The following is a 19,366-nucleotide window of genomic DNA, read 5'->3' on the forward strand; positions in this document are numbered from 1 at the left end:
TGCAGTCCTTCAGGGCTGTTTGCTGCGGGTGGTTTGGACGACGTGCAGAAAGTGTTCGGCAACGTCGAGCATACGGTTGGCAAACCCCCATTCGTTGTCGAACCAGGCCAGCAGGTTGACCAGGCGGGGGCCTGAAACGCGCGTCTGGCTGGCATCGACGATGGCCGAATGCGGGTCATGATTGAAATCACAGCTGGCGTGCGGCAACTCGGTGTAGGCCAGCAGGCCTTTCAGCGGGCCGCTCAGTGCGGCCTCGCGCAACACCCGGTTGACTTCGGCCGCGCTGGTGTCACGGGCAGTCTGCAGGGTGATGTCCAGGCACGAGACGTTGACGGTCGGCACGCGTACCGCTTTGGCCTGGATTCGCCCGGCAAGTTCCGGGAGCAGGCGCTCGATACCGCGCGCAAGTCCGGTGGACACCGGAATCACTGACTGGAAGGCCGAGCGCGTGCGACGCAGGTCTTCGTGGTGGTAGGCATCGATCACCGGCTGGTCGTTCATCGCCGAGTGGATCGTGGTGATCTGCACGTATTCGATGCCGAACGCCTGGTCCAGCACCCGCAGCAGCGGCACGCCGCAGTTGGTGGTGCAGGAGGCATTGGACACCAACCGTTCGTCGCCGCTCAGGCAGTCCTGGTTGATCCCGAATACCACCGTGGCGTCGACATCGGCTTCGCTGGCCATGGGCTGGGAGAACAGCACGCGCGGCGCCCCAGCCTGCAGAAAACGCAGGCCATCGGCGCGGGTGTGGTAGACCCCCGAGCACTCCAGCACCAGATCGACGCCCAGGGCTGCCCAGTCGACGCCCTCGGGGGTGGCGCTGCGCAGCACCTTCACGCAGTCGCCATTGATGTGCAGGCAATCGCCGTCGACCTTCACCTCACCCGGAAAACGCCCGTGGGTGGAGTCGAAGCGGGTCAGATACTCGATGCTGGCCTGATCGGCCAGATCGTTCAGCGCGACGATCTCGAAACCGGCCGTCGCCCCCCGCTCGACCAGCGCGCGCAGGACGCAGCGACCGATGCGGCCGTAACCGTTGAGTGCAACTTTGTAGGGGCGCGGGTGGGACATTCGTGGGCTCGCTAACGCTTGATGGCTGTTGGGGCCGCGTCGCGGCCCATCGCGATGCAAGGCCGCTGCCACAGGTGCCGCGCCTGTAACGGGCTGCGCGGTACCTGTGGCAGCGGCCTTGCGTCGCGATGGAGGGCGTTACCGCCCTCACTCGTTACATCAGTCTTCCAGCAGCTCTTCGGCAGTGCCCAGGATGTTTTCCAGGGTGAAGCCGAACTCCTCGAACAACGCGCCGGCAGGCGCCGACTCGCCGTAGGTGGTCATGCCGATGACGCGGCCTTCCAGGCCCACGTACTTGTACCAGAAGTCGGCATGGGCAGCTTCGATGGCGATGCGCGAGCCCACTTCGACCGGCAGTACCGACTGCTTGTACGCGGCGTCCTGGGCATCGAACACGCTGGTGCACGGCATCGACACGACGCGTACCTGACGGCCTTGTTCGGTCAGCTTGGCATGGGCCTGAACGGCCAGGCCCACTTCCGAACCGGTGGCGATCAGGATCAGCTCAGGCTCGCCGGCGCAATCCTTGAGCACGTAGCCACCGCGGCTGATGGCGGCGATCTGCTGAGCATCACGCTCCTGATGCTGCAGGTTCTGACGCGAGAAGATCAGCGCCGACGGACCGTCCTTGCGCTCCAGGGCGTTTTTCCAGGACACAGCGGATTCCACCGCGTCGGCCGGACGCCAGGTGTCCAGGTTCGGCGTGCTGCGCAGGCTGGTCAGTTGCTCGATCGGCTGGTGGGTCGGACCGTCTTCGCCCAGGCCGATGGAGTCGTGGGTGTAGACATGGATCACGCGTTGCTTCATCAGCGCCGACATGCGCACGGCATTGCGGGCGTATTCCATGAACATCAGGAAGGTAGCGCCGTAAGGCACCAGGCCGCCATGCAGGGCGACACCGTTCATGATCGCGGTCATGCCGAACTCGCGCACGCCGTAGAACACGTAGTTGCCGCTGGCATCGCCGGCTTCGACGCCCTTGCAGCCTTTCCACAGGGTGAGGTTGGAACCGGCCAGGTCGGCAGAGCCACCGAGCAGCTCAGGCAACAGCGGGCCGAATGCATTCAGGGCATTCTGGCTGGCCTTGCGGCTGGCGATGGTTTCACCTTTGGCGGCCACTTCTTCGATGTAAGCCTGGGCTTTCTGGCTGAAGTCGGCCGGCAGCTCACCGCCATCACGGCGCTTGAACTCGGCTGCCAGCTCCGGGTAAGCCTTGGCATAGGCATCGAAACGCTGGTTCCAGTCGGCTTCGGCCTTGGCGCCGGCATCCTTGGCATCCCATTCGGCGTAGATGTCGGCCGGGATCTCGAACGGACCGTGGTTCCAGTTCAGGGCCTGGCGGGTCAGGGCGATTTCGTCATTGCCCAGCGGTGCGCCGTGGCAATCTTCCTTGCCCTGCTTGTTCGGCGAGCCGAAGCCGATGGTGGTCTTGCAGCAGATCAGGGTCGGGCGGTCGCTCTTGCGCGCCGTCTCGATGGCCATCTTGATCTCTTCGGCATCGTGGCCGTTGACGTTGCGCACCACCTGCCAGTTGTACGCTTCGAAGCGCGCTGGGGTGTTGTCGGTGAACCAGCCGTGCACTTCACCGTCGATGGAGATGCCATTGTCGTCGTAGAAGGCGATCAGCTTGTTCAGGCCCAGGGTGCCGGCCAGCGAGGCGACTTCGTGGGAAATGCCTTCCATCATGCAGCCGTCGCCAAGGAACACGTAAGTGTGGTGGTCGACGATGTCATGGCCGTCACGGTTGAACTGGGCCGCCATGACTTTTTCCGCCAGGGCGAAGCCCACGGCATTGGCCAGGCCCTGGCCGAGCGGACCGGTGGTGGTCTCGACCCCCGGGGTGTAGCCGAACTCAGGGTGGCCAGGGGTGCGGCTGTGCAGCTGGCGGAAACCCTTGAGGTCGTCGATCGACAGGTCGTAGCCGGTCAGGTGCAGCAGCGAATAGATGAGCATCGAGCCGTGGCCGTTGGACAGCACGAAGCGGTCGCGGTCAGCGAACTTGGGGTTGCTCGGGTTGTGTTTCAGATAGTCGCGCCAAAGCACTTCGGCGATATCCGCCATGCCCATGGGGGCACCTGGGTGGCCGCTGTTGGCCTTTTGCACGGCATCCATGCTGAGGGCACGAATGGCGTTGGCACGTTCACGACGGCTGGGCATCGCTGATCTCCTGGGGCTTGAAAAAGTGGTGTCACGAAAAAGACGACCATTTTCGCCCACTGCGGGGGCTGGGGGCAAACATTTAAGCTGCAAGCTTCAAGCTTGCGCGCTCATCCCAATATCAAAACTTTTTGATATTGGCCTTGCGGGGGCAGGCTGGCCTGACTAGACTGCCGCCCCATGAACCTTCGTGCGCAATCGATTCCCCAGCAAAGCGACACATTGGCTGCCTTATGCAAAGCCAGTGGCGATGAGTTGCGCCTGAACGTATTGCGCGCGTTGGCCAGCGATTCGTTTGGCGTGCTGGAGCTTGCGCAGATTTTCGGGGTCGGCCAGTCTGGGATGAGCCATCACCTCAAAGTGCTGGCCCAGGCCGAGCTGGTGGCGACGCGCCGCGAAGGCAATGCGATCTTTTACCGCCGCGCCCTGCCCGACAGCCAACGCCTGGGCGGCCGCCTGCACAGCGCCTTGCTGGACGAGGTCGACCACCTGACCTTGCCCGCCGAGGTGCAGGCGCGTATCGCCCAGGTACAACAGCGCCGCGCCGTCACCAGCCAGGACTTCTTCCTGCGTGTGGAAGAGAAGTTCCGCGCCCAGCAGGACCTCATCGCCGGCTTGCCGCAATACCGCGAAAGCCTGCTGGCGCTGCTCGACAAGCTCAACTTCCCGGCAGGCGCCAGTGCGCTCGAGGTGGGCCCGGGCGATGGCGGTTTCCTGCCCGACCTGGCCCGGCGCTTCGCCCAGGTCACCGCGCTGGACAACAGCTCGACCATGCTCGAGCTCGCGCGCCAGGTGTGCGAGCGTGAAGGTCTGGGTAATGTAAACCTGCAGTTGGCCGATGCACTGGGAGCAACGGCTGCCGAAGCCGACTGCGTTGTGCTGAACATGGTCCTGCACCACTTCAGCGACCCGGCCGCGGCCCTGCAGCAGCTGGCCAAACGGGTCAAGGCAGGCGGCAGCCTGCTGGTGACCGAACTGTGCAGCCATGATCAAGGTTGGGCGCGGCAGGCCTGCGGCGACCTCTGGCTTGGTTTCGAACAGGAAGACCTGGCCCGTTGGGCCACAGCTGCCGGGCTCGTTCCCGGGGACAGCCTCTATGTGGGCTTGCGTAACGGTTTCCAGTTACAGGTCCGCCATTTTCAGCAGACCGCTGGCGACATTCACCATCGGTAAATTTAGGAACCCTTCGAGATGAGCGAATACTCCCTTTTCACCTCCGAGTCCGTGTCCGAAGGGCATCCGGACAAGATCGCCGACCAGATTTCTGACGCGGTGCTCGATGCCATCATCACCCAGGACAAATACGCCCGCGTCGCGTGCGAAACCCTGGTCAAGACTGGCGTTGCGATCATCGCCGGCGAAGTTACCACCTCCGCCTGGGTCGACCTCGAAGAGCTGGTGCGCAAGGTCATCATCGACATCGGCTACAACAGCTCCGACGTCGGCTTCGACGGCGCTACCTGCGCGGTCATGAACATCATCGGCAAGCAGTCGGTGGACATCGCCCAGGGCGTCGACCGCTCCAAGCCGGAAGACCAGGGCGCAGGCGACCAGGGCCTGATGTTCGGTTACGCCAGCAATGAAACCGACGTATTGATGCCAGCGCCGATCTGCTTCTCGCACCGCCTGGTCGAGCGCCAGGCCGAGGCGCGCAAGTCCGGCCTGCTGCCATGGCTGCGCCCGGATGCCAAGTCGCAGGTCACCTGCCGCTATGAGAATGGCAAGGTCGTGGGCATCGATGCGGTGGTTCTGTCGACCCAGCACAACCCTGAAGTTTCGCAGAAAGACCTGCAAGAAGCGGTCATGGAGCTGATCGTCAAGCACACCTTGCCGGCAGAGCTGCTGCACAAGGGCACGCAGTTCCACATCAACCCGACCGGCAACTTCATCATCGGTGGCCCGGTGGGCGACTGCGGCCTGACCGGGCGCAAGATCATCGTCGACTCCTACGGCGGCATGGCCCGTCACGGTGGTGGCGCGTTCTCCGGCAAGGACCCGTCGAAAGTCGACCGCTCGGCCGCCTACGCCGGGCGCTACGTGGCCAAGAACATCGTCGCCGCCGGCCTTGCCGAGCGCTGCGAGATCCAGGTGTCCTACGCCATCGGCGTGGCCCAGCCGACGTCGATCTCGATCAACACCTTCGGCACCGGCAAAGTGTCCGACGACAAGATCATCCAGCTGGTGCGCGAGTGCTTCGACCTGCGCCCTTATGCCATCACCAAGATGCTCGACCTGCTGCACCCGATGTACCAGGAGACCGCGGCCTACGGCCACTTCGGCCGCGAGCCACAGCAGAAGACCGTGGGTGACGACACCTTCACCACCTTCACCTGGGAGCGCACCGACCGCGCCCAGTCGCTGCGCGACGCTGCCGGCCTGTAAGTTTTCCTGCAGCGTTGAACGAAAGCCTCTGCCGAGCGATCGGCAGGGGCTTTTTCATGACATATCGTCTGACAACTGCGCGGCGCAATGCTCGCGAAGGTTGCCTAGGCTAAGGCTTCCTCAGTGCCACGCAAGGATGCTGGCCATGCCGTTGCTGCTGTTTTTATTGTCGCTTTTCGCCTTTGACGTTCAGGCCGACACCTGCCCGCCCTGGCCTGCCGATCGCGCCCAGGCAGAGATCGACCGTCTGCGCACAAGCGTCGAGCAATGGGACGACCACTATCACCGGCTGGGCAAAGCCCTGGTGCCCGACGAGCTCTACGACCAGGCTCGCCAGCGCCTGCTGCAGCTGCAGGCGTGCTTTGGTCCGGACCGCGCGTTGAACTCGCTGGCCAGCGCCCGCGGACCGGTTGCCCACCCCGTCCCTCAAAGGGCGTCGCCAAATTGGCGGATGAGCAAGCCGTGCGCACCTGGATGAAGGGCAAGGTCGGGGTCTGGTTGCAACCGAAGGTGGATGGCGTGGCTGTCAGCCTGATCTACCGCCAGGGGCACTTGGTGCAGTTGCTCAGCCGTGGTGATGGCAGCCAAGGACACGACTGGAGCCGGCATATCGATACACTCGAAGCAATCAACCGCACCCTGCCCGAACCGTTGGACCTGACCTTGCAAGGCGAGTTGTACCTGCGCTTGCGCGATCATGTCCAGGCGACGGCCGGCAGCGTCAATGCGCGCAGTGCCGTTGCCGGGCTGCTGGCGCGTAAGCGGTTGAGCGTGGAGCAAGCCGCTGGCATTGGCCTGTTCGTCTGGGACTGGCCGCAGGGGCCGAATGACCAAGGCCAGCGCATGGCTCGTCTGGCTGCATTGGGCTTCGCCGACAGCCAGCACTTCAGTGTCGCCACCAACCGTGCCGAAGACGTCGCACGCTGGCGCCTGCACTGGTACCGCACAGGCCTGCCGTTCGCCTCCGACGGGGTGATACTGCGGCAAAACGCCCGGCCGCCAGCTGAACGTTGGCAGGTCAATGCGCCCTACTGGATTGCCGCCTGGAAATACCCGTTCGCCCAAGCCATGACGGAGGTGCGTGACGTGCAGTTTCGCGTAGGCCGAACAGGGCGCATCACGCCGGTCTTGCTGTTGCAGCCGGTGCGCTTGGACGATCGTCAGGTCAGTCAGGTCAGTCTAGGTTCGCTGGCCCGCTGGCAGGCGCTCGACATCGCCCCGGGCGACCAGGTCGCCATCAGCCTCGCGGGCCTGACCATCCCGCGCTTCGAGCAGGTGGTGCATCGCGCGGCCGAGCGCGGGGCGGTGTCGGCGCCACTGCCGGGTCAGTACGATGCGCTGACCTGCTGGCAGCTCAGCGAGCCGTGCACCGAGCAGTTCATCGCCCGCCTCACCTGGCTCAGCGGTAAACAGGGGCTGGCCATACCCGGTACCGGCCCAGGTACCTGGCGCCAGCTGGTGGAAGCGGGGCTGGTCACCTCACTGGCGGACTGGCTGACGCTGGACGCCAGCCGCTTGATGCGGCTACCGGGTATCGGCCAGGACCGTGCCGAGAACCTGCAGCGCAGCTTCGCGTCGGGTCGCAGTCGCCCGTTCAAACGCTGGCTCGTTGGCCTTGGCGCACCGCTGCCGGGTGATCTGCCACTGGCGCACGACTGGGCCAGCCTGGCCGATCGGCGCCGTGGCGATTGGGAGGCGCTACCCGGCATCGGGCCAACACGAGCCAAACAGCTGCAGGCTTTCTTTACCGCCGAACCCGTGCAGGCGCTGGCGTTGCAGCTAAGCGCATTGGGCATCGAGGGGTTCAGCGAAGCTGGCGGTGTACCAGGCAATGAGTTTTAACAAAATAACGGTGCGGGAAAACCTGCGCATTCTTTCAGAAATGCTTGGGAAGGGTTTCTAAATCAGTAAAAGCAAGGCACGATTTGCCGCAACTTTTGCTGCCCTGCCCCCACAAGGAGGCTTTGATGAAACTGCTTTCCACCTTGGCGCTGCTCAGCGCCGTCGGTCTGGCTGCCTCTGCTGCCCAAGCCGCGCAACCCGACGCTGGCCTGACCGGTTGCGCCGCCAAGCGCAGCGCCATCGAAAACCAGCTGAAAATCGCCCGCGATCATGGCAACAGCGGCCAGGTAGCAGGGCTTGAAGAAGCCTTGCGTGGCGTCGACAACTGCACCGAGGCAGGCTTGCGCAAAGAGCGTGAGCAGAAAGTGCTCGATGCTCGCCATGAAGTCGCCCAGCGCGAAAAAGACCTGAAAAAGGCCGAGAAGAAGGGCGACGCGGAAAAGATCAACAAGCGCAAGGACAAACTCGCCGAGTCGCGCAAGGAGCTGCAGGAAGCCGTGGACGACCTCGACCGCTGATGTGATCGTCCACGCGCTCGGGCAAGCGATCAGTGATTGCGAAATTCGTTATGACAGGCTTTGCAGGCAGCTTCGACCTTGTTCATCGGCGCTTGCAATTGCGCGGCCTGCAGAGGTTGGGCGCGGGTCACGGCAAGCAGCGCCCCGGTTGCGCCCTCAAGCTCACGGGCCAGCGCCTGAAAGCGCGCCTGACGCTGCCAGACTTCGGCCCGGGCACTGCTGTCGCCGGCATCGCGCACCTGCGGGAAGTGCTGCCAGGGCGCATGGGCCAGGCCGTCGAGTTTCACCGCCCCCTGGGCGAACTTCGCGCCGTCGAACGGCAAGCGGCCACGCAGCATGCCGCCCATGTCCTCGCTGGTCTTGAGCATGTCCTTGAAGATCGCCTTGCGCTTGCCCAATGGCGAGTCCGGGTCGACGCGATCACACGCGGTCAGGGCAAGGGCGGCGAGCAGTGCAACGGTCGATCGCTTGAACATCAGGGTCACTTCGGGCTACGCAAATGGGCCGCCAGTATCGCTGGCCGCCGGATAAAGACCAATAGCCACATAAATAACAGGGGCGAATCTTCATGCTCGCCCAGCACAGGTATCCATCGATGAAATCTGCCCTGCGCCATCTGGCCTGGACACTTCCGGCCCTCGCGCTGCTGGCCGGCTGCAACGGCGGCGAGAGCGCCAAGCCCGAGCCACACGCCATCGCCACCTACGCCCCGGCGACCTGGAAAGACCTGCCGACCGTCAGCGATGATGACCTGCTGGCCGGCTTCTACGCCTGGCGCAGTGGCTGCGAAAAGCTCAAGCGCGACCCGGTCTGGGCCGACACCTGCCAGGCGGCCGGCAGCGCCCAGGCAAGTGCCGCGCAAGTGCGCACATTCCTGGAGCAAAACCTGCAGGTGTACGGTCTGCGCTCTGCCGAAAACAACGCCAATGGGCTGATCACCGGCTACTACGAGCCGGTCTACCCCGGCAGCCTCGAACGTACCGAGAACGCGCAGGTGCCTGTTTACGGCGTGCCGGAAGACATGGTGGTGGTCGATCTTGCCAGCGTATACCCCGAGCTCAAGGGCAAGCGCCTGCGTGGACGCCTGGAAGGCCGCGTGCTCAAACCCTACGACAGCGCCGAGGTGATCAACCTGCAGGGCGTCAAGGCGCCGGTGCTGGCATGGCTGACCGACCCGATGGACCTGCAGTTTCTGCAGATCCAGGGTTCGGGCCGTATACAACTGGAAAATGGCCGACAGATGCGCCTGGGCTACGCCGACCAGAACGGACACCCCTATCGGCCCATCGGTCGCTGGCTGGTCGAGCAAGGCCAGCTGAAGAAAGAAGACGTGAGCATGGGCGCCATCCATGCCTGGGCCGTGGCCAATCCGCAACGCGTACCGGAACTGTTGGCCAGCAACCCGAGCTATGTGTTCTTCAGCACCCGCCCAGACAGCAACGAAGGCCCGCGTGGCTCGCTCAACGTACCATTGACCGCTGGCTACAGCGTAGCAATCGACCGCAAGGTGATCCCGCTTGGCAGCCTGTTGTGGCTGTCGACCACTCGCCCTGACGGCACGCCTGTGGTGCGCCCAGTAGGCGCCCAGGACACTGGCGGCGCGATCGCCGGGGAAGTACGCGCCGACCTGTTCTGGGGCACCGGCCCTGAAGCTGGCGAGCTGGCGGGCAACATGAAGCAACAAGGGCAGATCTGGATGCTCTGGCCAAAGGGCAAACCCCTCCCCGAGCTCCCCCAGACGCCCTGAGCGGCAAGCGGCAAGCTGCTTAAACCGAGACGATGAAGAACGACACGATCAGCGCCAAGCCCGCGAACCAGACCAGCGAACGCAACGCCGCCCAGTCTGCCAGGTAGCAGATGATGTAGAGCAAGCGGCTGGTGATGTACATCACCGCCAGCACATCCTGGGTCACCTGGTCGGCATTGCCGACGATATCGGCTACCAAGACTGCCGCGGCGAAGGCCGGGAACGCTTCGTAGCTGTTCTGCTGCGCCGAATGGGCGCGGCGGGGCAAGCCCGAGAGGGTGTCGAGAAAAGCACGCGGGTCATGGTTGTCGCGCATGCCGAAGCGGCCACTGCTGAGCTTGGCGATCAGCGCGCACAGTGGCGCCAGGAACAGAGCGATCAGAATGCACCACAGGGCAACCGTCATCTGCACAACTCCTTGTTCAGTGTTCAAGACAGGGGGATAGGCTGTGCAAGCTAGGAGTCCTGGCACGACGAAAGGTTCTTGGCGGCGACGACAAGCGCTGCACTGCCCCATTCGCATGCCTTGCCAAACCTGTAGCCACCCATGATCAGGGTAGGCAATGCGGGCTTTCTGCGGGAACGAATCGAACAATTCCGGTCAAAAGCTGTGTCCCGACCCCCTCGTCAGATCATCAAAGAACTGCCCGAGTCATTCGGGTAACGACTTGGAAGCCACTGTCACAGGATTCGGGATGCTTGAACTAGTTGCCGCGTTTATCTGCCTCACCACCCTCCTCACCTACGTCAATTACCGCTTCATCGGCCTGCCGCCGGCCATCGGCGTGATGGTCACGGCGCTGCTGTTCTCCCTGATGCTGCAGGGTTTGAGCCTGATCGGCTTCCCTGGGTTGGAGGCGCGCGTCGAAAGCCTGATGAACCAGATCGACTTCAATGACCTGCTGATGCACTGGATGCTGGCGTTCCTGTTGTTCGCCGGTGCCTTGCACGTCAACCTCAGCGACCTGCGCAGCTACCGCTGGCCGATCGGCTTGCTGGCCACGGTGGGCGTGCTGATCGCCACCGTGGTGATCGGCTACCTGTCGCACTGGGTGTTCGCCCTGTTCGGCTGGCAGGTGCCGCTGATCTACTGCCTGCTGTTCGGTGCGCTGATTTCGCCTACGGACCCGATTGCCGTGCTGGGTGCGCTGCGCACCGCCAATGCGCCCAAGCCACTGAAAACCACCATCGTCGGCGAGTCGTTGTTCAACGACGGCACCGCTGTGGTGGTGTTCACCGTATTGTTCGGCATCGTTCAGCTCGGCGAGACCCCGAGCGTGGCCGACACCGCGCTGCTGTTCGCCCGCGAGGCAGTTGGCGGCGTGGTGTTCGGCGGCCTGATCGGCTACGCCACCTACCGCATGATCAAGAGTGTCGAGCAGTACCAGGTCGAAGTCATGCTGACCCTGGCCCTGGTGATCGGTGGCTCGGCAATGTGCTACGAACTGCATGTGTCGGCGCCGATCGCCATGGTGGTCGCCGGCTTGATCATCGGCAATCTGGGGCGCAACCTGGCCATGAACGACATGACCCGGCGCTACATGGACGGTTTCTGGGAGCTGATCGACGACATGCTCAACGCCCTGTTGTTCGCCCTGATCGGCCTGGAACTGTTGCTGCTGCCGTTCAACTGGCTGCACCTGGCGGCCGGCAGCGTGCTGGCCCTGGCGGTATTGCTGTCGCGGTTGCTGACCGTGGCGCCGGCCATCGTGCTGCTGCGTCGCTGGCGGCCGGTGCCCAAGGGCACCGTGCGGGTGCTGACCTGGGGCGGCCTGCGTGGCGGGGTATCGGTCGCCCTGGCGCTATCGTTGCCGCTTGGCGAAGAACGCGACCTGCTGCTGTCGATCACCTACATCGTCGTGCTGTCGTCGATTCTGGTGCAGGGCTTGAGCATCGGCCGCGTGGTGCGCAAGGTCAGCGCACAGCCTTGAGCGTGCCGGGGGCCGCGCTGCGGCCCTCGACGCTACTCCACGGCAGAATCGGGAAACTGGTCCTGCACGTATTTGATCGCGGTGCGCCCATGGGCCGCTGGCAAGCCGTCTTCGCCGAGATTGACGAAGACCATCTTGTCGACCGTGAGGATGCTCTTGCGGGTGATCTTGTTGCGCACTTCGACTTTCAGCGTGATCGAGGTGCGGCCGAATTCGGTGGCAGTGATGCCCAGCTCGATGATGTCACCCTGGCGCGAAGCACTGACGAAGTTGATCTCCGACATGTACTTGGTCACCACGCGCTGGTTGCCCAGCTGGACGATGGCATAGATCGCCGCCTCTTCGTCGATCCAGCGCAACAGGCTGCCGCCGAACAGCGTGCCGTTGGGGTTGAGGTCTTCGGGCTTGACCCACTTGCGGGTGTGAAAATTCATCTGTACTCCTGGCCGGCTTGTCTGACGTCAAGCCATGATGGCAGAGCCGCCGCCGTGTCTCCATTGATCATCGACTATGGTCGCGATAAATCGACGGAAAGCCTTGGGTGTGGCAGCCAGGGGCGGCTATAATCCCTGCCGATTTCAATGGTCGTCCGCTGTGGCGACCATCCCGCCACCCAGCCGAGGGGCGCTGCAGCAGGCTCGACCTGTCAGGCTCGGTTGGGGCGTTGTTCGCTCAAGCGAACGCTTAACGCACAACGGCGCCCATTCGCACACTACGAATGGAGGCTCTCATGAGCGCTGTAAACACGCCTGCAGGTTTTTCCGACTTCAAGGTCGCCGACATTTCCCTGGCCGACTGGGGCCGCAAGGAAGTCATCATCGCCGAATCGGAAATGCCCGCGCTGATGGGCCTGCGCCGTAAGTATCAAGCCGAGCAACCGCTCAAGGGCGCGAAGATCATCGGCTGCATCCACATGACCATCCAGACCGCCGTGCTGATCGAAACCCTGGTCGCCCTGGGTGCCGAAGTGCGCTGGTCGTCGTGCAACATCTTCTCCACCCAGGACCAGGCCGCTGCCGCCATCGCTGCCGCCGGCATTCCGGTATTCGCCTGGAAAGGCGAAACCGAGCAGGAATACGAGTGGTGCATCGAGCAGACCATCCTCAAGGATGGCCAGCCGTGGGATGCCAACATGGTGCTGGACGACGGCGGCGACCTGACCGAGATCCTGCACAAGAAATACCCCGCCATGCTGGAGAAGATCCACGGCGTGACCGAAGAGACCACCACCGGCGTGCACCGCCTGCTGGACATGCTGGCCAAGGGCGAGCTGAAAGTGCCGGCGATCAACGTCAATGACTCGGTCACCAAGAGCAAGAACGACAACAAGTACGGCTGCCGCCACAGCCTCAATGACGCCATCAAGCGCGGCACCGACCACCTGCTGTCGGGCAAGCAGGCGCTGGTGATCGGTTACGGTGACGTGGGCAAGGGCTCGGCACAGTCGCTGCGCCAGGAAGGCATGATCGTCAAGGTCACCGAAGTCGACCCGATCTGCGCCATGCAAGCGTGCATGGACGGCTTCGAAGTGGTTTCGCCGTTCAAGGATGGCATCAACACCGGTACCGAAGCGGGCGTCAATGCCGACATGCTGGGCCGCATCGACCTGATCGTCACCACCACCGGTAACGTCAATGTCTGCGACGCCAATATGCTCAAGGCGCTGAAGAAGCGCGCCGTGGTCTGCAACATCGGTCACTTCGACAATGAAATCGACACTGCCTTCATGCGCAAGAACTGGGCATGGGAAGAGGTCAAGCCGCAGGTGCACAAGATCCACCGTACCGGCGCTGGCACGTTCGATCCGCAGAACGACGACTACCTGATTCTGCTGGCCGAAGGCCGTCTGGTGAACCTGGGCAACGCCACGGGTCACCCAAGCCGCATCATGGACGGTTCGTTCGCCAACCAGGTACTGGCGCAGATCTTCCTGTTCGAGCAGAAGTTCGCCGAACTGCCTGCAGCCAAGAAAGCCGAGCGCCTGACCGTCGAAGTGCTGCCGAAGAAGCTCGACGAAGAAGTGGCCCTGGAAATGGTCCGCGGCTTCGGCGGCGTGGTCACCCAGTTGACCTCGCAGCAGGCCGAGTACATCGGCGTTACCGTCGACGGCCCGTTCAAGCCAGACGCTTACCGCTACTAAGCCCGGAGCGGCAAGCTCCGACCCTCAAGCGGCAAGCAACAGCGAACCGCGCTGCTGCCGCTTGAGGGGGTTAGTCCGGAAATTTTGACGATGCACGCCAGGTCGGCCTTCTCCGGTCTGGCTTTTACTTGCAGCTCGCAGCTTGTGGCTTGTAGCTCGCGGCTGGAGGAACGCCTGATGTCCCAAGAACGCCGTTACAGTTTCGAATTCTTTCCCACCAAGACCGATGCTGGGCATGAAAAGCTGATGGGCGTTGCCCGCCAGCTGGCAGCCTACAACCCGGACTTCTTCTCCTGCACCTACGGTGCCGGGGGTTCCACCCGTGACCGCACGCTGAACACTGTTTTGCAGCTGGAACACGAAGTGAAGGTCCCGGCCGCGCCGCACCTGTCGTGCGTCGGCGATACCAAGCAGGAACTGCGCGCGCTGCTGGCCGAATACAAGGCGGCCGGCATCAAGCGTATCGTTGCGCTGCGCGGCGACCTGCCATCGGGCATGGGCATGGCCAGCGGTGAATTGCGTTATGCCAGCGACCTGGTCGAATTCATTCGCCAGGAAAGCGGCGATCACTTTCACCTCGAAGTTGCCGCCTATCCGGAGATGCACCCACAGGCGCGCAACTTCGAGGCCGACCTGCGCAATTTCGTGCACAAGGTCAAAGCCGGTGCCGACAGCGCCATCACCCAGTACTTCTTCAACGCCGACAGCTACTTCTACTTCGTCGAGCGTGTGCAGCAGATGGGCGTGGACATCCCTGTAGTCCCGGGGATCATGCCGATCACCAACTACAGCAAGCTGGCACGCTTCTCCGACGCCTGCGGCGCCGAGATTCCACGCTGGATCCGCAAGCAGCTCGAAGCCTACGGTGACGATACGGCGAGCATCCAGGCTTTCGGCGAGGAAGTCATCACCCGTATGTGCGAGCAGTTGCTGCAAGGCGGGGCACCAGGGCTGCACTTCTATACCCTGAACCAGGCCGACGCGAGCCTGAGCATCTGGAAAAACCTCAACCTGCCGCGCTGAAACTTTTTGCCACCGACAGCTTCAGAACCTTTCAAGGCTTTAGTCGTAGACTAAGGCCTTTGTTCATTTCAGGCTCGTACAGGTCTTTCGCCATGCATCATCTACTGCCATCACGCCCGCAACTCGTGTACCTGGCATTCGGGCCGGCCACCTATCATCAGGAGGCCTGTTTCAGCATCATCAGCGCCTTGGCGAAGCTGCCAAGCCAGACCGATCTTGCCATCGACATTCAGGTGTATACCGACAATCCGCAGCCCTATGGCAAGCTGCCGGTCACCGTGCACGTGCTCGATGCGGCGACTCGCAAGGCCTGGAACGAACCCTACGGCTACCACTTTCGCAGCAAGCACGTGTTGATGCGGCAGTTGTTGCAGCAGTACGCCCAGGCGGTGCTGATCGACACCGACACGTTCTTCCGCACCTCGCCATTGCATTTGTTCGAGCGTGTGCGTCCGGGCAGCTTGCTGTGCAATGCCATCGGCGCGCGGTATGGCGAAAACCAGAAATGCCTGCTGTACAGGAATCTTCTCGGCGCGCTCGAATCGCGCGGTCTGGCCGATTGCCAGATGCCGTTGATCAATTCAGGCGTAATCGGCTTGTGCGCCGAAGACAGTGCGGCACTGGACCGCTCCATTGCGATGATGGACGAGTTTTATCCGCAGGTTCCTACCGCCTATACCCTCGAAGAGTTCTGCCTGGCCGTAGCGGCCTACCGCAACCTTGAATTGGCCGAGTGCACCGACGTCATCCATCACTACTGGAGCCGCAAAGCGCAGTTCCGCGCCAAGATCCAGGCCTGGCTGCGCAAGCACGGCGACGATCCGCTGTGTGCTGCGGCGCTGGCGGACGTGGCCTTGGTGAATGACCAGCTGCCACGCCCGCCTACCTTGCACCGCCTGGGTTACAAGGCCTTGAGCCTGACCATGCCCAGCGGCGAGCGGCAATTTGCGCGCGAGCTGCTCTATGGCTGCTATCCATACCCCAATGAATTCGACCGCGCCTGTGCCTCGGCCTGGTGGGACAAGGCGCTGGAAAATCGCAATCAGCGCGTTGGCCGCATCGCGCCCGAGCAACTGCGCCAATGCCTGCGTCATCCAAGCCTGCGCCTGTCACTGGGAGGTCGGCGCAAGGACATCGAAGCCCACTTGCTCGGCACAGAGCCCAACTGACGGGCGTTGATCTTGACTGGCCATGCCTGTGGCGACGCGGTAATGTCGCGCCATGCCGCAAATCTCCCACTGGTTGTGCATCCTGTTGCTCACCTGCCTGAGCCCGATGGCGCTGGGTGAACGCCTGCGCCTGGTCAGCGACGACTGGGCGCCTTACATCTTCGTCGATGGTGGCCAGGTCAAAGGTATCGACTACGAGGTCACCACCGAGGTGTTCCGCCGTCTGGGCGTCGAGGTGGACTGGCAATTCATGCCGTGGAAGCGCTGCCTGGCCATGGTCGAGCAGGGTCAGGCCGATGGGGTCATGGACATGTTCCAGATCGATTCGCGCGAACGCTTCATGGTCTATCCCGCAGAGCCCATGTCCAACGTCGAGTTCGTGCTGTTCCAGGCCAACGCTCGTCCGCATGTGGTTACTCAGCTCAGTGACCTTGCCGGCTTGACCGTTGGCACCTCACCGGGCTACGCCTACGACCCTGCGTTCAACGACTCCGCCGAGTTTCGAAGGGAGCCGGCGCCGAGCCATGAGGCCAATTTTGGCAAGCTCATTCGCGGGCGCATCGACCTGCTGGTGACCGACCGTCGCGTCGGACGCTACCTGCGGCAGCAGCTCGGACTCGACCAGCAGGTCGCCGAGTTACCCCTGCTGATCAGCCGGCAGCCGCAGTTCCTGGGCCTGGCGCGCAAGCCGGGGCGAGAGCAGCTCGCTCAGGCGTTTGCCGAAGAACTGCGCCGTTTCAAGCGCGAAGCGGCGTTTCAGGCGATTATCGAACGCTATACCGGCGACGCCGGCGAGCTTGCCGGCGCCGTTGAGCAGCAGGAAAGCAGCACGCTGCGTTAGCTCTGTTATACTCGGGCCTTCCCGCCCGGCTCACGCCCGGACGCTCGGCCTCGCAATAGGCATCCCGATCGGCAACGACGCCCCCTGGCGTCTCGCTTCCGCTTCCCGGATGTGCAGTGAAAGCCCAGCTGGACCGGACGCGATCGCATCCCTTCGATGCCCGTCGCGCCAGGCAGAACATCCCTACGGGCCCAGCCCACACGAGAACAGGATTGCCCATGTCCTTTGCTTCCCTCGGTCTCTCCGAGGCTCTTGCCCGCGCTATCGAGGCAGCGGGCTACACCCAGCCCACCCCGGTGCAACAGCGGGCCATTCCCGCCGTGTTGCAAGGCCGCGACCTGATGGTCGCCGCGCAGACAGGTACTGGTAAAACCGGCGGCTTCGCCTTGCCAATCCTCGAGCGTCTGTTCCCGGCCGGCCATCCCGACAAATCCCAGCGCCACGGCCCCCGTCAGCCGCGGGTCCTGGTGCTGACGCCAACCCGCGAGCTGGCCGCCCAGGTCCACGACAGTTTCAAGGTCTACGCGCGCGACTTGCCCTTGGTCAGCGCCTGCATCTTCGGCGGCGTCGGCATGAACCCGCAGATCCAGGCCATTGCCAAGGGCGTCGATGTGCTCGTCGCCTGCCCGGGGCGCCTGCTCGACCTGGCCGGACAAGGCAAGGTCGACCTGGCCCACGTCGAAATCCTGGTCCTGGACGAAGCCGACCGCATGCTGGACATGGGCTTCATCCATGACGTCAAGAAGGTCCTGGCCCGCCTGCCGGCCAAGCGCCAGAACCTGCTGTTCTCGGCAACCTTCTCCAAAGACATCACCGACCTCGCCGACAAGCTGCTGCACAACCCCGAACGCATCGAGGTGACGCCGCCGAACACCACCGTCGAGCGCATCGAGCAGCGCGTGTACCGCCTGCCTGCCAGCCACAAGCGTGCGTTGCTGGCCCACTTGATCACCCTGGGCGCCTGGGAACAGGTGCTGGTCTTCACCCGTACCAAGCACGGCGCCAACCGCCTTGCCGAGTACCTGGAAAAGCACGGCCTCACCGCCGCTGCCATCCATGGCAACAAGAGCCAGAACGCGCGCACCAAGGCGCTGGCGGACTTCAAGGCCAACTCGGTCCGTGTGCTGGTCGCCACCGATATCGCCGCTCGCGGCCTGGATATCGACCAGCTGCCCCATGTGGTCAACTTCGAGCTGCCCAACGTCGAGGAAGATTACGTCCACCGCATCGGTCGTACCGGGCGCGCGGGCCGCTCGGGCGAAGCCATCTCGATGGTTGCGCCTGATGAAGAAAAACTGCTCAAGAGCATCGAGCGGGTGACCAAGCAGAAGATCCCCGATGGCGACTTCATGGGCTTCGATGCCAGCCAGGTGGAGGCCGAGAAACCTGAAGTGCGTGAGCGCCAGCAGCCTAACGGTCGCGGCGGGCGCAATCAGCAGGCGCGTGGCGATGGCAGCAAAGACGCCAATGGCGGGCGCAAGGACAAGGGTAAAGACAAAGGCAAGGCCAAGCAGCAGGCTGCGAGCAAGCCTGCTGACAAGGACAAGCCTGCCGACAAGCAGCCCCAGCAGCGCAAGCCGCGTGACAAGAAGCCACGCCAGCCGCAGCAGGCAAGCAACAGCCAGGTGCCAAAAGTCCCGGCGGATCGCGATCCGGAAGTTTTCCTGGATGATGATGTCGACAACTTCGGAAACCGCGCCGATTACGTCAGCCCTTACCAGAATGGCAAAGGCCAAGGCCGCAACCGCCGTCCGGGTGGCGCTGGTCAACAGGCCCAGGGTAATGGCCAACGCAACAACGGCGGCGGCCAGGGCCAAGGCCGCAACGGTGGCGGCCAGCCACGCAATGCCGGCGCTGACAAACGTCCACGTAACAATGCCGGTGGCGGTGGCGCACGTCGTGACAACAATGGTGGCGGCCGTGGCCGTGCTGCGCCCCGTGACGACGCTGCACGTCAGGAGCCTGCTGTTCGCAACGGCCGTGAGCAACACCAGCCTGTGATCATCCGCAAGGAATCCAAGCTCGACCGCTACCCTACGCCCGAGCAGTTGGACGATTTGCCAAGCCGGCCGCGCAGCGAGCGCCCGGCGCTGTTGACCCGCAAGGGTTGATGCAGGTTCGCCGGTGCAATGGGCCTTGTGGGGGCCCGTTGCGCTGGCGACGTGTGGCAGAGACGGGGCGCCGTCGGGGGGTTCGCCTCGACATTTTTTGCGCTTGGGAGACCGAGCGCCGCCCGCGCGGCGCATCGCGAGCTACGCTCGCTCCTACGGTTGTTTCTGGCCAGTGACGCCTGTGGCAGACGTGCGCGACCGCCCTGCTCGCACGACTCAATAAAGGCGTTCGTAGGTTCGTAGGAGCGAGCGCAGCTCGCGATGCGCCGCGCGAGCGGCGCTCGCTCTACGTACGACGCGATGGTGGCGTTTGGGGCATCGCGAGCTGCGCTCGCTCCTACGTACGACGCGATGGTGGCGTTTGGGGCATCGCGAGCTGCGCTCGCTCCTACGTGCGACGCGATGGTGGCGTTTGGGGCATCGCGAGATGCGCT

Annotated in this window: 15 protein-coding genes, 1 pseudogene and 1 riboswitch; of the genes and pseudogenes, 11 read left to right on the forward strand and 5 right to left on the reverse strand. The window is 63.5% G+C overall.

Annotation, left to right across the window (positions count from 1 at the left end):
* Positions 1-9: 9 nt before the first annotated feature.
* A complete protein-coding gene (gene epd, locus ACLEJW_RS22110; protein ID WP_145189792.1) occupies positions 10-1,071 on the reverse strand; it encodes an erythrose-4-phosphate dehydrogenase in 1,062 nt (353 codons plus the stop codon).
* 159 nt (positions 1,072-1,230) lie between these two features.
* On the reverse strand, positions 1,231-3,228 hold the full coding sequence (gene tkt / locus ACLEJW_RS22115) for a transketolase (protein ID WP_145189789.1): 1,998 nt from the start codon (positions 3,226-3,228) through the stop codon (positions 1,231-1,233).
* 180 nt (positions 3,229-3,408) lie between these two features.
* Here tkt and ACLEJW_RS22120 point away from each other — a divergent pair, with 180 nt between their 5' ends.
* The 4 genes and pseudogenes from ACLEJW_RS22120 to ACLEJW_RS22135 all read left to right on the forward strand — a co-directional run bounded on the left by ACLEJW_RS22120 (position 3,409) and on the right by ACLEJW_RS22135 (position 7,970).
* The gene (locus ACLEJW_RS22120) at positions 3,409-4,401 is read left to right on the forward strand and encodes an ArsR/SmtB family transcription factor (protein ID WP_313646153.1); all 993 of its coding nucleotides are present in this window, start codon (positions 3,409-3,411) and stop codon (positions 4,399-4,401) included.
* Between the two features lie 18 nt (positions 4,402-4,419).
* Entirely contained in the window at positions 4,420-5,610 is a 1,191-nt protein-coding gene (gene metK, locus ACLEJW_RS22125) for a methionine adenosyltransferase (protein WP_145189783.1), read from the forward strand.
* 145 nt (positions 5,611-5,755) lie between these two features.
* Positions 5,756-7,452: pseudogene (ligB, locus tag ACLEJW_RS22130) on the forward strand (NAD-dependent DNA ligase LigB).
* Between the two features lie 125 nt (positions 7,453-7,577).
* Positions 7,578-7,970 (forward strand): DUF1090 domain-containing protein, encoded by a 393-nt coding sequence (locus ACLEJW_RS22135; RefSeq protein WP_145189778.1) that lies wholly within the window; start codon positions 7,578-7,580, stop codon positions 7,968-7,970.
* Between the two features lie 29 nt (positions 7,971-7,999).
* Here the strand turns inward: ACLEJW_RS22135 and ACLEJW_RS22140 are convergent, their stop codons facing one another.
* Positions 8,000-8,446 carry a c-type cytochrome gene (locus tag ACLEJW_RS22140; RefSeq protein WP_440778265.1) on the reverse strand — a complete coding sequence of 149 codons (447 nt, stop codon included), beginning with the start codon at positions 8,444-8,446 and terminating at the stop codon, positions 8,000-8,002.
* A 119-nt stretch (positions 8,447-8,565) separates the two neighbouring features.
* Here ACLEJW_RS22140 and mltA point away from each other — a divergent pair, with 119 nt between their 5' ends.
* A complete protein-coding gene (mltA, locus tag ACLEJW_RS22145) occupies positions 8,566-9,717 on the forward strand; it encodes a murein transglycosylase A (RefSeq protein ID WP_145189772.1) in 1,152 nt (383 codons plus the stop codon).
* A 19-nt stretch (positions 9,718-9,736) separates the two neighbouring features.
* On the opposite strand, the gene ACLEJW_RS22150 is transcribed toward mltA, so the two are convergent.
* Positions 9,737-10,123 (reverse strand): MAPEG family protein, encoded by a 387-nt coding sequence (locus tag ACLEJW_RS22150; RefSeq protein ID WP_145189769.1) that lies wholly within the window; start codon positions 10,121-10,123, stop codon positions 9,737-9,739.
* Positions 10,124-10,412: 289 nt separating this feature from the next.
* Between ACLEJW_RS22150 and ACLEJW_RS22155 the strand changes: the two genes are divergently transcribed.
* Complete coding sequence (locus tag ACLEJW_RS22155) at positions 10,413-11,648, forward strand: cation:proton antiporter (protein ID WP_145189766.1); 1,236 nt, start codon at positions 10,413-10,415, stop codon at positions 11,646-11,648.
* Positions 11,649-11,680: 32 nt separating this feature from the next.
* Here ACLEJW_RS22155 and ACLEJW_RS22160 read toward each other — a convergent pair whose 3' ends face one another.
* On the reverse strand, positions 11,681-12,082 hold the full coding sequence (locus ACLEJW_RS22160) for an acyl-CoA thioesterase (protein WP_313303164.1): 402 nt from the start codon (positions 12,080-12,082) through the stop codon (positions 11,681-11,683).
* A gap of 179 nt (positions 12,083-12,261) precedes the next feature.
* Positions 12,262-12,358: riboswitch (S-adenosyl-L-homocysteine riboswitch) on the forward strand.
* Positions 12,359-12,378: 20 nt separating this feature from the next.
* Here ACLEJW_RS22160 and ahcY point away from each other — a divergent pair.
* From ahcY to ACLEJW_RS22185, 5 genes are all read left to right on the forward strand, one after another.
* Complete coding sequence (gene ahcY / locus ACLEJW_RS22165; protein ID WP_145189760.1) at positions 12,379-13,788, forward strand: adenosylhomocysteinase; 1,410 nt, start codon at positions 12,379-12,381, stop codon at positions 13,786-13,788.
* A 90-nt stretch (positions 13,789-13,878) separates the two neighbouring features.
* Positions 13,879-14,811 carry a methylenetetrahydrofolate reductase [NAD(P)H] gene (metF, locus tag ACLEJW_RS22170; RefSeq protein WP_313299319.1) on the forward strand — a complete coding sequence of 311 codons (933 nt, stop codon included), beginning with the start codon at positions 13,879-13,881 and terminating at the stop codon, positions 14,809-14,811.
* 92 nt (positions 14,812-14,903) lie between these two features.
* Positions 14,904-15,980, forward strand: a complete 1,077-nt coding sequence (locus ACLEJW_RS22175) for a hypothetical protein (protein WP_145189754.1) — start codon at positions 14,904-14,906, stop codon at positions 15,978-15,980.
* A gap of 52 nt (positions 15,981-16,032) precedes the next feature.
* Positions 16,033-16,821 (forward strand): substrate-binding periplasmic protein, encoded by a 789-nt coding sequence (locus ACLEJW_RS22180; RefSeq protein WP_313647007.1) that lies wholly within the window; start codon positions 16,033-16,035, stop codon positions 16,819-16,821.
* A 218-nt stretch (positions 16,822-17,039) separates the two neighbouring features.
* On the forward strand, positions 17,040-18,932 hold the full coding sequence (locus ACLEJW_RS22185; protein ID WP_440778266.1) for a DEAD/DEAH box helicase: 1,893 nt from the start codon (positions 17,040-17,042) through the stop codon (positions 18,930-18,932).
* The last annotated feature ends 434 nt before the right edge of the window (positions 18,933-19,366 follow it).

It is taken from the genome of Pseudomonas sp. SMSB3 (assembly GCF_052041965.1).
In the GTDB taxonomy this organism is placed as follows: Bacteria; Pseudomonadota; Gammaproteobacteria; order Pseudomonadales; family Pseudomonadaceae; genus Aquipseudomonas.